We start from the raw sequence: 16,405 nt of genomic DNA on the forward strand, positions 1-16,405 counted from the left end.
AATGGGCCCATATTACAACTGACAGAGGTATGTTATAATCAGAATAAGGGTAAAACCCTTATTCGTTTTTTATAGGAGAGTGTTTAACATGATTATCAAGTTCATTCGTTTACGTTAATTTTAAACACAATTCATTATACCAAGCCATTTTTTTCAAAACGTGTGGGTTTATTTGAGTGTGTCTTTTTTTATTAACTAAATACGAATGAAATGAGGAATTAATCATGAATGAAAAGATTAATAAAATTAATGAAATTGATATATGTACAGAGAACTTTGGCAATTCAGCAGATCCAGCAGTCCTACTGATTATGGGAGCCATGTGTTCAATGGTTTATTGGGATGAAGAATTTTGTCAACAATTAGCTGATACGGGCCGATATGTTATTCGTTATGATAATAGAGATGTCGGACGGTCAACTACTTATGAGCCAGGGAGTTCCCATTATACTGTGGTAGATATGGCTGATGATGCGGTTGGAGTACTCGATGCATATCACATTGACGAAGCACACATTGTTGGAATGTCATTGGGTGGAATGATTGCTCAAATTATAGCCTTAAGGAACCCCCAGAGAGTTCTAAGTATAACTTTGATTGCATCAGGTATTTTTGGTTCTGAAGATAACAACCGGAATTTGCCTCCGATCGATGAGAAGATACTCGCTTACCATGCTAATGCTGCCAAACTAAATTGGTCGAATGAAGAATCTGTTGCAAATTACTTGGTTGCAGGATCTGCTTTACTTTGTGGTTCAAAGCATAAATTCGATGAGAAGAGGGTTTATAAGCAAGTAGAAAAAGAAATAAAACGAGCAAATAATCTACTCAGTATGTTTAATCATTCCCTTCTTAAAGGCGATGATTCTTATGAAGGGAAATTAAAAGGAATTAATATACCTACTTTGGTTATCCATGGTACAGAAGATACAGTGCTTCCATACGAACATGGTCTTGCTCTTGTTAATGAAATTCCGCATGCTTTGTTACTAGCCCTAGAAGGATCAGGTCACGAGATTCACTGTGACGATTGGGATCATATAATCAACGCTATTTCAAATCATACTTCAGTTCTGTAATCATTATAGGAATCGTATAAAACAAAAAACACTTGAAAAAAGGGTTACAATCGAATCTGTAACCCTTTTTTTCTATTAAAAATCAATTTTGGAACTGTTACTCAGTTAAACTAAAGCGCCCGTTACTCTATTTAGTTAGATAAGTTATTTATTAGAAAAATTGTCAATCCATTGGATAGCTAGTTTCAACGCTTTTATTCTTCTTTCTAAAAGTGTTCTTTGGGAACTACCAGCCTTTGACTTATCGTAAATGTTCTCAATTGATGGAAGCAAACCAGTAAGAACATTACGAGCTTCTGCTAAATCTTCCTGGTTGTAATGATGAGGTCTTTGATTCCAAACGTTTTCTAGCATTGCTAAGCCGATGCAAACAGCTTTGAGTCGTTTCTTTACTAAGGTAGTATTTGCGCCTTTTTGAGTCATCTGTGACAAGGAATTTTCGAGTTTACTGATTGTCGATTGTAAAGATTTTATTGATTCCATTTTATCTACATTTGCTATGTATTCCATGTTAGTACTGTCCCTTCTTCGTTTCTGAATTATTTTGAATGATACTTGATGAAATCGTTAAGAACCTGATTTCACTCGCAATATTTTAACATAAATATCTAATTCTCTTTGAGAGGGATTCTCAACAATTTGGCTCAATTATTAAACTGAAGTTAACTAGCACTCTTCAACTAACCTGCCTGTTAGTCCAATAAGAATTAAACAACTTTATTATTTTTTAAACGACTTTATTGAAAATTAAACAACATTTTGTCACTTAACAAAATGCTTTCATATACAGAAAACCTCTTATCAGCCTACAACTATTTTTTAACAGTCTAATACTTGTTTCTATAGTCTAAAACATTTTTTTAATGAGGCAATCTCTCTGCTTTTCTTATCAAAAATGGAGGTATATGGGAAATTTTCGAAAAATTACTGGAGTAATATAAATAACTGATTCTACTGCATGTACCACATATCACTACTACAATCATCTTTACAATATAGAAATATCCCTATTTCTATAAGTAGATATTACCCTATATCCCTACTTTCACTGTCAAAAATATTAAAATAGGTCATTGCCACCAGATTAAGATCATGCAACGCTGATTATGGAAAAGTTTTTTTATAACGCTACTAAAACAACTTGTACATTTTCACCTGGAGATGCCAATTTTCTCGTTCTAGGATATTTGCTTTTCTTAGTTTGATGGTGATATGGGTATGAGGTATAAGGAGGGGTTTTTAAAAAATAAATGGAGTGGTATAAATAGCTGATTCTATTGCATGTACCACATATCCTTGCTATAATTTTCTTTACAATATAGAAATATCCCTATTTAGATACATGGATATATCCCTATTTCTATATTCCTGATTTTGTTATCGAAATATAGAAATAGGGATATAGGGAATTTTTTAAAACGATAAATGGAGTGGTATAAATGGCTATTACAATTACTGTTGGGAATTACAAAGGGGGCGTTGGTAAAACCACTAATGCTGTATTAAACTCTTATGAGTTCGCAAAAAAGGGGAAACGAACTTTACTCGTTGACCTTGATCCACAGAGTAATGCAACAAAATCTCTAATGTTAACAAAATCTATCCTTAATCCTGACGAAAAGGTAACTTTAAATAAAACATTAATGAAAGGAATTCAAGAGGGGAATTTAGATGGATTAGAAGTTGAAATAATGGAAAATTTATATTTAATTCCTTCTTATGTTGATTTTCAAGATTTTGCAAAATTTCTATATAAATCGTGTTCTTCAGAAGAAGAGGAAGATTTCTACTTTAAGAGATTACTTGAGAGCATAAAACATAAATACGATTACATATTTATCGATGTTCCACCTATGTCAATTGAAGTCACAAAAAATGCAGTTGTAGCTTCTGATTATGTTCTTATAGCTTTACAAACACAAGAACGTTCTCTTACAGGTGCAGAAAACTACATTAACCAACTAATAAAATTAAAAGAGCAATATAATCTTGATATTGAAGTTGTAGGTATTCTTCCCGTGCTATTAAAAAATAATGGTAAAGTGGATGAATACATTATGGAAAATGCTCGTGAAATTTTTGGTGAAGAAAACCTATTTAAAAATATCGTTCCACAGATGGAACGTATTAAAAGGTTTGATGTTAACGGTATTACTGAAAATGATAGACATGATTTAAATGTAATAGAACTATACGAAAAAATTAGTGATGAATTATTATCTCGTATCAATATTTTTGAAAGTCTGAAGGTTGGTGTATAACATGGCAAGAACTCCTGGATTATTAGGTAGAAAAAAGAGCAATTTTGACCCAACAGATCCTTATATCCCAAACGAGGATTCAGTTGTAACAAAAAATGACGAGAATACTCCTACTTTTCCACCTATAAATGAAGAAAAACAAGTGACTCAGCAAGAGAAAAAGAAGTTTAAAAACCAACAGGGCAGTATTAAAATTTCTAGTCAATCTAAGGACGAGCTTGGAGCATTAATGAAACTCACTAATAAAAAATATGCTCATGAAATAATTGATTTACTTATACATCATTATGTAGAAAATCAACTAACTCCTGAACAGAAAAGGAAATTTAAATTATTAACAGAGATTTAGTAATATAGAAATATCCCCATTTAGAAATAGGGATATTTCTATATTTTTGTAGTTTAAAAAAATAGCATCAGCTGTAAAGTGATAATAAAGTTATTTAATTCTGATCTAAAAATATAAGAGCCTCGCTACAAATCATATTGTAGTAAGGCTCTTTAAAGTTGTTTAATTTCTAACCATTTACCATTTAAATGTGTTTGTAGACAAAAATCAATAATAACGTTGTTTAAATCTTGTTCAACTAAAGCACCCGTTAGTTCAATAAGAAAAAATCATCTATGATTATTAAAGTGGCCCACCTTCAAAACCAATAGGCCATCCATCAGCTTTAAATTTTACTTTATACTGAAACTCAAAGTGACCATCATAAATAAAAGCTAAACTAAACCCTGAAAATATATAATCGTCAAAATTAACCATCTTTCCAAAACATATTGTGGATAGATAGTAGTTCTTCATTTCTTGATTAGGGAAGAATTTCTGTAAATATTTTAATGCACAGCTTATATGTAGATGGAGTTCATCGAATATTTTTTCTGCCATTTCGATAATCTCCACATCGGGATTTTCATTATTCCCTTGAATAATAATACCCACATCTTCCCATTCTCCGATATTAATACTATAAAACCACCGTTCTTGAATGAGATACTTCTCATTTTCGTATACAGTGGGATTAACTAGGTTTAATTTTTTCACCTCATCTTTAGTTAACGGTTTATCAAGAATAAGCTTTTTATGCAAAATGTCCTTGATATTAGAGACAATATATTTAGATTTGTTTAATTCTAATTTGTTTAATTCTAAAGGGTCCATTTTCCACCTCATAAATTATAAAATAAAGTAAATTCCCCCTTAATTATATCATCATCCTTATCCAACTATCCTGCACCGTTAGTTCAATAAGAATTAAACAACTTTATTATTTTTCAAAGGACTTTATTGTAAATAAAACGACTTTTTTGTCACTTAACAGTATAAATGGCAGATTCTATTGCATGTACCCAGTATCACTGCTATAATCTTCTATATAATATAGGGAAATATCCCTATTTCTATAATTCTTTTACCAAAATATAAAAATAGGGATATAGTGGAATTTTTCAAATAATAAATGGAGTGGTATAAATGGCTATTACAATTACTGTTGGGAATTACAAAGGGGGCGTTGGTAAAACCACTAATGCTGTATTAAACTCTTATGAATTCGCAAAAAAGGGGAAACGAACTTTACTCGTTGACCTTGATCCACAGAGTAATGCAACAAAATCTCTAATGTTAACAAAATCTATCCTTAATCCTGACGAAAAGGTAACTTTAAATAAAACATTAATGAAAGGAATTCAAGAGGGGAATTTAGATGGATTAGAAGTTGAAATAATGGAAAATTTATATTTAATTCCTTCTTATGTTGATTTTCAAGATTTTGCAAAATTTCTATATAAATCGTGTTCTTCAGAAGAAGAGGAAGATTTCTACTTTAAGAGATTACTTGAGAGCATAAAACATAAATACGATTACATATTTATCGATGTTCCACCTATGTCAATTGAAGTCACAAAAAATGCAGTTGTAGCTTCTGATTATGTTCTTATAACTCTACAAACACAAGAACGTTCTCTTACAGGTGCAGAAAACTACATTAACCAACTAATAAAATTAAAAGAGCAATATAATCTTGATATTGAAGTTGTAGGTATTCTTCCCGTGCTATTAAAAAATAATGGTAAAGTGGATGAATACATTATGGAAAATGCTCGTGAAATTTTTGGTGAAGAAAACCTATTTAAAAATATCGTTCCACAGATGGAACGTATTAAAAGGTTTGATGTTAACGGTATTACTGAAAATGATAGACATGATTTAAATGTAATAGAACTATACGAAAAAATTAGTGATGAATTATTATCTCGTATCAATATTTTTGAAAGTCTGAAGGTTGGTGTATAACATGGCAAGAACTCCTGGATTATTAGGCAGAAAAAAGAGCAATTTTGATCCAACAGATCCTTATATCCCAAACGAGGATTCAGTTGTAACAAAAAGTGGCGAAGATACTCCTACTTTTCAACCTAAAAATGAACAAGAACAAGTACATCAGCAGGAGAAAAAGAAGGAGCAAACACCAGAGAAAAAGAAATTTAAAAACCAACAAGGCAGTATTAAAATTTCTAGTCAATCTAAGGAAGAGCTTGGAGCACTAATGAAACTCACTAATAAAAAATATGCTCATGAAATAATTGATTTACTTATACATCATTATGTAGAAAATCAACTAACTCCTGAACAGAAAAGGAAATTTAAATTATTAACAGAAATTTAGCAATATAGAAATATCCCTATTTGGAAATAGGGATATTTCTATATCTTACCTTGGTCGAGTTAGGAAAACCCCTTATACCTTTAAATCTATTCATATCAATAATTTGAATTAACGATATTATATGTGAATTAAACCTTTCTAAACTCTTGTCTACCATTATTGAATTTAAAAAGTGGTAACGATGTCTTAAAATATATTATTAGAGTCTTGATGTTTTAAATAAAAATTTATATAGAATGTAGAAGAAGACAGCCGTCAGGGCGCCTTGCCATAAACTTATGTTATATGTAAGAAATGGATGCTTTTTAAAAAAAATATATATAAGTATTGTAGAGCCAAATGGGATAGACACTGCTAATCCAAATAAAATCCGGCTTTTCCAATTCATTTTTACATCAAAAGAAAAACCTTTTAATATATGAAAAATAATATAAATGCCCCCAGTAAGGATTGTGACAGATAATAAAGTACCTAAAATATCAAATGACACACCTTGAAGTACATGTTTTTTTGGAGAAACTGAAATTATCATTGCAGATATAGTATCTATTCCAAATTGAATAGCCAATAATAAACTTATAATAAAGCCTATAGATGCAAACTTTTCAAACATTGTTTGCTTAGGTAACGCGTTAATTAATTCATCACAATATGCTTGTAAATTATCTCCAAAAACATCGTAAGCCGTTTTACCTTCTTTTTGAGACTCGAGAAGATGATCTAAAATCTCTAATAATAATTCTTCCGATTGTTGTTCCGGAACATTCGAACAGCGTATATACACCAAGATGTTTCCATAAGCCAATTCATTTTCTTTCGTTAGCAGTTTTCTTTTTTCATTATTAACTTTAATCATTTCTTCAGGCTTCATTATTTTTTCTCCCCCTTTAATAACTGATTTACAGTTGTCGATACCATATCCCAACTTTCCTTAAATAACTCTAATTGATCTAACCCCTTCTTTGTTAAATGGTAATACTTACGCTTTGGTCCTAAATTAGAGGATTTTAAAGTTCCCTCAATAAGTTTTTCTTTCTGCATACGTAATAAAAGTGGATAAATACTGCCCTCGCTTACAAAAGTAAAACCATGTTGATTTAGCTTTGCACTTAGTTCATACCCATACACTTCGTCTTGTGAGATGATATATAAAATACAGCCTTCCAATACACCCTTTAGCATTTGGCTATGCATTAATTCATCTCCTTTCAGTAGGTTGCTATACAAGTTAGCTTGTGTTTAGATTGTAGCATCAAGTAACTTGTTTTGCAAGTTACTTGATATCCTTTTAAAAAATAGGAAAAATAAAATGTAAAGCCACACATCCGTCAAGCTCACATAGGTGAATTTAATCAAAATGATTAAATTATATTTCAAACCACACTATCAATAATCCCTGTTAATTATAGAATGAAAGGTAAGTAATCTCTTGTGAACTACTCACCACTTAGCTGACGCTTGAAGAGGGAGCTTCTTGGGAAGTAAATGCTTTTACTAGCCACTTATGTTTACCAAGCTAACAAGGTAGTCCCTACCCCTAAAAATAGAATTTGTACGTTGGACTCATCTACGCTACTTACTTCGCTTGGTTTTCGCATATTTCAGTAGCGTAGGGCGATAGAACGTTGAAGATTTTACGTTGTAGACGAATTTCCTACAACAACCTTATATCTTCAGTTTTCAAAGAGCAATCTGTACAAGTATATTATAGTATCCATTTTGGCTCACGCCACCCGAAAATTCATCTCCCACTCACTCATTGGGCTACGCCCTGCACATTCATTGAAGTGAGAGAATTCTTTTCGGAAACCTAGTTAAAATCAATGGTTTAGACATTATCCGTTAATTTTATGATCCTATTGCATGTACAGCATATCGCTACTATAATCTTCTTTATAATATAGAAATATCCCTATTTCTATATTATTGCATTTCCACATTTCCCTATTTTTGATATCAAAAGTAGCGAAGATACTCCTGCTTCTCTACCTAAAAATGAACAAAAACAAGAAAATCAGCAGGCGAAAAAGAAGGAGCAAACACCAGAGAAAAAGAAATTTAAAAACCAAAAAGGCAGTATTAAAATTTCTAGTCAATCTAAGAAAGAGCTTGGAACACTAATGAAACTTACTACTACGAAATATGCTCATGAAATAATAGATTTACTTATACATCATTATGTAGAAAATCAATTAGCTCCCGAACAGAAAAGGAAATTTAAATTATTAACAGAGATTTAGCAATATAGAAATATCCCTACTTAGGAATAGGGATATTTCTATATTGCTGTGGTTTAAAAAAATAGCATCACCAGAACTTCTTCCACGACTTTCTCTTTCCTCTCGTCGCCGCAATTTCCTCATGATATTCCTTTATCAATCGTTTTGTCTCTTAAGCTAACTATTTAATATTTTCTTTGTACTTGGCTACAATAACACTAAACCACTGATCAGTATTAACACCCCATTGTTTTTGAGCTAGTAGCGCCATCCTTTTTATCTCTTCAAAATCAGGAAGAGCCTTTAGTTTCATTTTCATTGTAGTTAGTCTCATTTGAAATCAGTGGTTTAGGCATTATCAGTTAATTCTATGATTCTATTACATGTATCACATATCATCGGTGTGCCCTTCTCCACAATATAGAAATATCCCTTTTTCTATAAGTTGATATTTATATATATCCCTACTTTTGTTAATAAAAATAACGAAGATACTTCTACTTCTCCACCTAAAAATGAGCAAAAACAAGTGAATTTGCAGGAGAAAAAGAAATTTAAAAACCAACAGGGCAGTATTAAAATCTCTAGCCAATCTAAGGAAGAGCTTGGAGTGCTAATGAAACTCATTAATATGAAATATGCTCATGAAATAATTGATTTACTTATACATCATTATGTAGAAAATCAATTAACGCCTGAACAGAAAAAGAAATTTAAATTATTAACAGAGGTTTATTAATATAGAAATATCCCTATTTCTATAATTAGATATTTCCCTATATCCCTTCCTATGCTATCAGAAATGGAGGTATAGGGGGGAGCCTTTGAAAAATTACTGGAGTAATATAAATTGCTGATTCTATTGCATATACCACATTTCACTACTATAAGCTTCTTCATAATATAGAAATATCCCTATTTCTACAAAGGGATATTTCTATATTTCAAAATCGGAAAATTCAATAACTACATTAAAAAGAGTCCTATTTCTAGGTGTTTAATTAAAAAAATGTTTTAGACTAAATATCGTTGGTCTAATTAGATTTCTCAATTCTTATTTTTCTAATTTAATTAAAGAAAGATGTAGACTAATTGCTAAACTTAATTTCTTAAAGAGAGTTTTTATTAAAATAAAGTATTAGACTAAATAGTAGATATGCGATTTTTTATACAGAAGTAAAGGAAATCATGAGAAATCTCACTTAAAAAAGCTAACGGTATAATTCGCTCTTCTTAAACCGTAATATTAACAAGACGTATGTTACTATAAAGAAACAGAATATTCTTTAATAGCGGAGGGGATTAATTTGTTGGGTGAGTTAGAATTAGTGATTGATGCCAAAGCTACTCTTGGGGAAGGACCCTCCTGGGATAGTAAAAAGCACCTACTATATTGGGTTGATATTTTAGAAAAAAAGGTTCACATTTATAATCGAATCACAGGTGAAAATAAGTCAATTTTTCTCGGACAAATGGTGGGATCAGTTGTTCCTAGAAAATCTGGTGGCATGGTACTTGCTCTAGAAAACGGTTTTTATTTTCTAAATCCAGATACTGAAGAAATGGAGGCTATTTATGATCCAGAAAGCCATTTAGAAGAAAACCGATTTAATGATGGAAAATGTGATCCTTGTGGCCGTTTTTGGGCGGGAACTACTGATTCCATTGGTATTAATGGAAAAGGTGCTCTATATTTTTTAAATACAAACCTACATGTAAAGAAGAAGCTAGAGGAAGTGAGTACTTCTAATGGCCTCGCTTGGTCACCTGATCATATGTACATGTACTTTATAGATACACCTACAAGAAAAGTAGTTCGATTTGACTATGATGTTCATACAGGACATATCGAAAATCCTCAAGATGTTATTGTAATTCCGAAAGAGGAGGGATTTCCTGATGGTATGACAATTGATGAGGAAGGAATGTTGTGGATTGCACATTGGGGAGGTTCTAAAGTATCAAGGTGGAACCCTAAAAGCGGGAAACAACTACTCACTATTCCTATCCCAGCTTTATATGTAACCTCTTGCACATTTGGTGGAAGTAACTTAAATGAGTTATACATCACAACAGCAAGAATGAACAATACAAACCCAGAGGTTTATCCCAATGCTGGTGGAATATTTCGAATGAAAACAAATATCAAAGGGTGTCCTACATACCAATTTAATAGCTGAAATTCATTAGATACATTAACTTTTGATAACGGGGGATTATGTGAATGAAAGTCTCTTCAGATTTTCTGAAGAGACTTTTAAAGCTTTTACAATACGTTAGTTTTATCCTGGCAAAAGATACTTTCATGTACAGAGAAAATTTTTCAGTCTACAACTATTTTTTAACAGTCTAATACTTTTTTCTATAGTCTAAAACATTTTTTTAATTAAACACTAGGACTCTTTTTAATACTAATTTTTAGCTTTAATTTACATTTTATCGATGATTATTTGTCTTTTATACCATTGGTTTAACTTATCTCTTGCAGTTCCAGAAAGACGCTTTGTTTTTTTTATTATAGAATCTAGAAAGAGTAGGCTGATATATATAAGAAGTGATTACAATAGACGCTTTCCGAAATCGAAGTGTGTTTGCTATTAATTTCAAGTTGAAACCCATGTTCATAACTTAATGGTTATGGTAACTCTATAGAGATTGCCTTGACTTACATTCAAAAGAGGTTTATTTTCAGAAAATGAAATTTCACAAAAACCGAACTAAATTAGATATTGAATCCTCCTAGTCCATTAACGTATATCCTATTGAATTAACTCTTGAACAGAAAAGGGAATTTAAATTACTAACAGAGCTTTAGAAATATAGAAATATCCCTATTTCCAAATGGGAATATTTCTATATTTCTGTGGTTTATTTTAAAACCGACAAATTCAATAACTACATTAAAAAGGGTCCTATTTCTAGGACTCTTTTTAATACTAATTTTTAGCTTTAATTTACATTTTATCGATGATTATTTGTCTTTTATACCATCGGTTTAATTTGTCTCTCGCAGTTCCAGAGAGACGCTTTGTTTTTTTATTATAGAATCTTGAAAGAGTGGGCTGTGATATACCTATCTCTGCTGAGAGCTCTCGCATAGTTATGTTCTTTTTCCGATGCATAAATTCTATTCTATCTCGAATTAACTGTTCATCTCTATTCATATCTAAAGGCTTTTCTTCAGTTTTTACTGGTTTATTATCCCTATGAATTACATCAATAGTCTTCTTCTTCGCTAAGCTTTCCGTTGAATGAATTACATCAGTAGCCTTCTTCTTTGCTAAGTTTTCCATTGAACGAATTAATTCATTAGGTGGTAGTATTACTATTCCTAACTGTGAATAATATTTTTTAAACCAATTCCGCTTCGTCAATTGGTCCTCATCTAACCCCTTATCATATCCCCAATGAGAAATTACACCTTCTTTTTCTAAATCACTTAAAACATTTTCTAATTGATCACGAATACGGTTAGGCTTTTGCTTTTGGTTTATGCCCATTACTGCTAATAACCCTTTATCTCCCCCTATAGAATAGGGCCTTTTTAAGTTAGAAAACATTTGACGAATTCTCCACTGCCATGTCAAATAACGAATTAATCTTTTATGATATTTGTGTCTATAGCTATTATATTCAAGGGCCTTTTTTGATAATAGTGCAGTACTGCTTTTAGATCCATATAGATAACTGGATAAGAAACTTCCTGGTTTAATTCGGCACGATTCTATACCCATGTATTCATTTGTATTCTTATCTCTCCAAAGCACCACAGAATCTAATACAAATAACCTTTTAATCACTTCACGCTTTACCTCATAATGTTGCCCGGTTTCAGCACGATCATTTAGTACAACTACTTCATTCTCATCGTTTAAGTATATAAAAATACTTGCTAGAGCTGCTATACGTTTAGCTACTTTAATCTTATCTTCTACTCTATAATACTCAACACCATTTGCTTTTGCTTTTGAAATACTGCACATTTCTAAAACTTGCTCATATGAAAAATCGATAAATTCATCAGGTGAGCTTGCTTCATTTAACCATTGAATTGTAATGGTGTCTAATACGTCTGCTGCTAAATCATCCATATTACTCATTACACCATCTACTAATGTGTTCCATCTTGCGGCTTCTTCTATATTCGTTAACCTTAGATCTTCATCTTTATGAGATGAAAGCTGTGCTACTCCATTACTATCTTTCGTTTCGATGGGATATGATTTTAATTTTGTATTTTCATCTTCCTCAAATTGATTCTTCGCTATCCCATCTCTTAACTTATAGTAAACAGCTGAATTATTTACTTCCAAATAATTTTCATCTACTATATTCGCATCAGGCTCGACTACTGGTGTATGTGTTTTAGTATTATCTGTTTCATCATTACGAAACTCTTGTGCTATAAAGACATCTATTGTCTCATGAATTGTTACTTTGTAAGTATCAATATTCTTAAATATATCTAAAGATGAAATGCCTTTTCCTTGCTGCTGCTTTACCCACTTTACAAGCATTGAAAATGATGGAGAAAGGTATTCTGAAGTTACAATTTTACTACTATCTGCTTCAACGTCTACATAGTAAGAATTCCATTTATGCCACAATTGCTCGTTCTGTTTATAAAGTGGTTCTGATATTGATAATGCATCTCTAAACAATTGTAGAACGTCTTCCATACATATATTGCTCCTCACATACATTTAATAAATATTATCTAAACGTGAAAATACTTAGCTATATGATGTCCCTTTCTAAATAACAAGAAAGATGATCAGAATATACTATTTGAAATTTTCTACGTTACACCTCTACAGGACTCTAGTGTTCATATCTGTGGTCATCCCTTTTAATGATTATACAAGACCAACTCGATTTGTAAAATCCAAATACGACTTAATTCAAAGGTTTACGTAGTATCCTAACTTTTTTCATAGATTCTTCTCTTATTGGCCTTATGGTTTATAAACATGAAAATCTGTAGCTACATCATTGCCCATTCAACTGCACAAAATTTTTTGAAAAAGAAGATTAAAACTTGGTATAACAGGATTTCTTTTGTGATTATAATTTGGAACACGAAAATTTATAGCTATATGATGTCCTTTTTAAAACTTAAAATTTTCAAGTTTTAAGTTTTAACCATTTAGTATCAACGTTTAAAACCGTTTTACGAATCATTTCATAGTTGAAAACATGAAAATTTATAGCTATATGATGTCCTTTCTTTATAAAAAGATGAAAAGGATTTAGCTATATGATGTCCTTTTTAAAATTAAAAATTTTTAAGTTTCAACCCTTTAGTATCAACGTTTAAGGCTGTTTTACGAATCATTTCATAGTTGAAAACATGAAAATTTATAGCTATATGATGTCCCTTTTGAATAATGCAAGTTCTCTATAAATCCTTTGGTATCATACATTCACTACCCTTTTCTTGTATTTTTAACTATTTATATAACATGAAAACCTGTAGCGGTATGATGTCCCTTTTTTTATAAAAAGATGAAAAGGATTTAGCTATATGATGTCCCTATTAAAATTTGAAGTTTTGAGTTCAAACTCTTTAACACCAACGTTTAAAGGCTATTCTATGAATAATTTCATACCTAAAAACATGAAAACTTATAGCTATATGATGTCCCTTTCGTATTTACAAAAGAAGCTCATAAACATTGTTGTATCAATGTTTATGAGCTTCTTTATATTGATTTATCGATTTTCTAGAAAGATGAAAATCTGTAGCGGTATGATGTCCATAAAAAAAAAACGATAAATCTTCAAATCCCTTGGTACACAAGGGATTAACGCGCATTTCATCTTTTCATTTTTTCTCTTAAAGGGGCATATTTCATCAAATTTCGATTTGATATAATCATAATTGGTATATTTTATATTGTTTTGGCATATATTTCTGGATTTATGTTAGGAGGTGAAAAAGATGGGACAATCATTTATTATTCGTAATCAACGTAGTCTAAATGGACAAGTTACAAATGCAGTTCTAGTAACATTGAAATCTTGGCAGAAACTTGTTGAAGCTTTTGAAGAGAAATATTATAGCTATAAAGATACATACCTTGAGGATATTCTCGATCATATGACATATGAAGAACGTATTGCTGATGTCGACGGCTTTGTAGCTCAGGCGAAACCATCTTTTTCACGTCGTACACTATCTGCTATTTCAGAAACAATGGGACGAAAACATAAATTATATGGCATTACAAATGCAGATTTAGAAGTCTTCTTATATCTACACAAGAAATGTTACACGAACGGGATTATTCCAAATATAACAGTACATATGATGTGGGAAGATTACAAGCAATATAAAGAAGAATTTGCTTATATACAGCATTCTCAATTCTATATTGCATTAAAGAAATTAAGTTTACATAACATTATTACAATAGAAAATGAATTAGATGGCCGCTATACAATTAAGCTAACTCATTTTATGAATGAAGAAACTGAAAAGGTAAACCCTTATGTTTATATTAGCCCAGTGGTATTTACAAAAGCTTTCTTTGAGCTGTCAGTTGCGGCTAAGAAACTATTCTTGGACATTGCTATGCAACAGCACAGCGAAACGACTCTAAAACGTTCCTTAGATAAACAAGATGAAAGAGGAAATACAACTCATTTTGGAGGGATGTACCGCTTTTTACATAAGAAATACCCACATCAAATCCGTGCGGTTATGACAGAATTAACAACTGCATTACCATGTACGGGGGCTCCCCTATTCAAAATTTGCAAATTACAAAAAGGGGTTAAAAATAAAAAAAGGTATACGACATTATATCTATCCTTACATACTGATTTCTTATGTACAAAAGAAGCTGGAGAAGTACAGTATCGTGATCCATTCACTCCACAGGTTACGTATGCACGAAAAGCTCGTTTTATTGAATCTGTGCTACAAGAACTGAATATCGGTGAATTTGCACAAGACATGAATAAATTTATTCATGTACTTAAGTATACTTGCCATAGACAGATTCGAAGTGTCATTCATAGCTTACGTGACATGATCGATCGTAATGAAGAATATCCAAGTAAGTTAGTGTATACACTGAAAAAACTATTAAATCAAACATCACAATATCAAATTCTTGATACAGCAGCAAAAGAAGGTATTTACCCTCTTATTACACAACATGTTCCAAAAGAACAAAAAGAGCAAGCTGTATTTGATTTTGGATTGCATTTCTCTATGTACTCTCTACGAAACATCAAAAAATTGTTCCGTAAAACATATGAGTTACTAAAGTCCAAATTTGCTGTACCTGTTACAGAGCAATCATATCATCGTAACTATCTAAAATATCAAGAAGAAACATTGTTTAGAAAGTACGCCTATGAACAAGGTGCAAATCTAAATGCTTATATGGCTTTAGAAATAGAAATACGTGAACTTCTAAAAACAAGAGGACATAAAGATCGCTTTATTCCAAGTGATGTTCGCGAATTGTTCATTGAAAAGATAGATCGACTACCTAAAGAAAAGCTTCGCGTTATTGAAGTACCGGATGACTTCAATTTAATTACATTTATGCGTGCATTTGAACAATTAGTACGCAATGGTATTCATGTAACAACAGCCGAACAAGTACTTGAGGTAATAGAAATAAATTAACGATACTCCGCTCTCTATTTTTGAAAAAAATATAAATAGAGGGCTATTCGTGTTGATTACATTATTTAAAAGCCCTTCACTAATTTCTCCTCATAGACACCCTTACTCGATTCTATTCGTAATAGAGTCTTTTTTTATACATTCCTATACAAAATTGTACTTCAATTAACTGATTTTCCACATCTATATTTAAATAAACATGTTATTTTTATCTAAAATGCATGCAAACAGCTACAAAAAATCATAAGAAAAACAATATATTTTATGGATAAGTAGATAATTAGAACCTAAAGTGAATAATATTATGTAATTATTATTGAAATAAAGGGATTTTAGTACTTCATCTATCAAAAATCATCAATATTTATGTGAGTAATGTGACAAATTCTAATTATGTTGATTGGTTAGCCTATATTGTGAATATTTTGTGAGTAAATATTATAAAATTGTGGACATACAGTGAATGAATTGAAAATTTAGCACTTGAATAAATATATTTAACAATGTATCAATTTGTTTCATTTTTTATGTAGAA

15 protein-coding genes and 1 pseudogene are annotated in these 16,405 nt (G+C 31.1%); 9 read left to right on the plus strand and 7 right to left on the minus strand.

The genetic code is table 11. The annotated features are described in order from the left end of the window. Positions 1-224: 224 nt before the first annotated feature. A complete protein-coding gene (gene mle / locus QRY57_RS00755; protein WP_286015060.1) occupies positions 225-1,079 on the plus strand; it encodes an alpha/beta fold macrolide esterase in 855 nt (284 codons plus the stop codon). 144 nt (positions 1,080-1,223) lie between these two features. Here mle and QRY57_RS00760 read toward each other — a convergent pair whose 3' ends face one another. Next, entirely contained in the window at positions 1,224-1,589 is a 366-nt protein-coding gene (locus tag QRY57_RS00760) for a hypothetical protein (RefSeq protein WP_286015061.1), read from the minus strand. Positions 1,590-2,518: 929 nt separating this feature from the next. Here QRY57_RS00760 and QRY57_RS00765 point away from each other — a divergent pair. Then, on the plus strand, positions 2,519-3,340 hold the full coding sequence (locus tag QRY57_RS00765) for a ParA family protein (protein ID WP_286015062.1): 822 nt from the start codon (positions 2,519-2,521) through the stop codon (positions 3,338-3,340). A 1-nt stretch (position 3,341) separates the two neighbouring features. Further along, positions 3,342-3,689, plus strand: a complete 348-nt coding sequence (locus QRY57_RS00770; protein WP_286015063.1) for a DUF5388 domain-containing protein — start codon at positions 3,342-3,344, stop codon at positions 3,687-3,689. Positions 3,690-3,971: 282 nt separating this feature from the next. Here the strand turns inward: QRY57_RS00770 and QRY57_RS00775 are convergent, their stop codons facing one another. Beyond that, the gene (locus tag QRY57_RS00775) at positions 3,972-4,514 is read right to left on the minus strand and encodes a hypothetical protein (RefSeq protein WP_286015064.1); all 543 of its coding nucleotides are present in this window, start codon (positions 4,512-4,514) and stop codon (positions 3,972-3,974) included. Positions 4,515-4,814: 300 nt separating this feature from the next. Between QRY57_RS00775 and QRY57_RS00780 the strand changes: the two genes are divergently transcribed. After that, on the plus strand, positions 4,815-5,636 hold the full coding sequence (locus QRY57_RS00780; RefSeq protein ID WP_286015065.1) for a ParA family protein: 822 nt from the start codon (positions 4,815-4,817) through the stop codon (positions 5,634-5,636). Between the two features lies 1 nt (position 5,637). Next, complete coding sequence (locus QRY57_RS00785; RefSeq protein ID WP_286015066.1) at positions 5,638-6,009, plus strand: DUF5388 domain-containing protein; 372 nt, start codon at positions 5,638-5,640, stop codon at positions 6,007-6,009. 199 nt (positions 6,010-6,208) lie between these two features. Here QRY57_RS00785 and QRY57_RS00790 read toward each other — a convergent pair whose 3' ends face one another. Both QRY57_RS00790 and QRY57_RS00795 read right to left on the minus strand, forming a co-directional pair. Then, positions 6,209-6,880: a DUF1129 domain-containing protein gene (locus QRY57_RS00790; protein ID WP_243526939.1), complete on the minus strand. Its 672-nt coding sequence runs from the start codon at positions 6,878-6,880 to the stop codon at positions 6,209-6,211. Further along, positions 6,880-7,203 (minus strand): PadR family transcriptional regulator, encoded by a 324-nt coding sequence (locus tag QRY57_RS00795; RefSeq protein ID WP_208019181.1) that lies wholly within the window; start codon positions 7,201-7,203, stop codon positions 6,880-6,882. The genes QRY57_RS00790 and QRY57_RS00795 overlap by 1 nt, the downstream gene beginning before the upstream one ends. A 728-nt stretch (positions 7,204-7,931) precedes the next feature. On the opposite strand from QRY57_RS00795, the gene QRY57_RS00800 reads away from it, so the two are divergent. Then, positions 7,932-8,249, plus strand: coding sequence for a DUF5388 domain-containing protein (locus tag QRY57_RS00800; RefSeq protein WP_286015217.1), 318 nt, complete (start codon positions 7,932-7,934; stop codon positions 8,247-8,249). Between the two features lie 160 nt (positions 8,250-8,409). Here QRY57_RS00800 and QRY57_RS00805 read toward each other — a convergent pair whose 3' ends face one another. Continuing rightward, complete coding sequence (locus QRY57_RS00805) at positions 8,410-8,547, minus strand: hypothetical protein (protein ID WP_243765401.1); 138 nt, start codon at positions 8,545-8,547, stop codon at positions 8,410-8,412. 126 nt (positions 8,548-8,673) lie between these two features. Here QRY57_RS00805 and QRY57_RS00810 point away from each other — a divergent pair, with 126 nt between their 5' ends. Both QRY57_RS00810 and QRY57_RS00815 read left to right on the plus strand, forming a co-directional pair. Then, a complete protein-coding gene (locus QRY57_RS00810; protein ID WP_286015067.1) occupies positions 8,674-8,967 on the plus strand; it encodes a DUF5388 domain-containing protein in 294 nt (97 codons plus the stop codon). 568 nt (positions 8,968-9,535) lie between these two features. Continuing rightward, complete coding sequence (locus QRY57_RS00815; RefSeq protein ID WP_286015068.1) at positions 9,536-10,408, plus strand: SMP-30/gluconolactonase/LRE family protein; 873 nt, start codon at positions 9,536-9,538, stop codon at positions 10,406-10,408. Between the two features lie 249 nt (positions 10,409-10,657). Here the strand turns inward: QRY57_RS00815 and QRY57_RS27055 are convergent. Next, positions 10,658-10,775 (minus strand): annotated as a pseudogene (locus tag QRY57_RS27055) (helix-turn-helix domain-containing protein); the annotation flags it as partial. Positions 10,776-11,182: 407 nt separating this feature from the next. Then, positions 11,183-12,907 (minus strand): helix-turn-helix domain-containing protein, encoded by a 1,725-nt coding sequence (locus QRY57_RS00820; RefSeq protein WP_286015069.1) that lies wholly within the window; start codon positions 12,905-12,907, stop codon positions 11,183-11,185. A gap of 1,262 nt (positions 12,908-14,169) precedes the next feature. Here QRY57_RS00820 and QRY57_RS00825 point away from each other — a divergent pair. Then, entirely contained in the window at positions 14,170-15,870 is a 1,701-nt protein-coding gene (locus QRY57_RS00825) for a hypothetical protein (protein ID WP_286015070.1), read from the plus strand. Positions 15,871-16,405: the final 535 nt, after the last annotated feature.

The sequence above is a fragment of the Bacillus arachidis genome (genome assembly GCF_030285945.1).
Lineage (GTDB): Bacteria > Bacillota > Bacilli > Bacillales > Bacillaceae_G > Bacillus_A > Bacillus_A arachidis.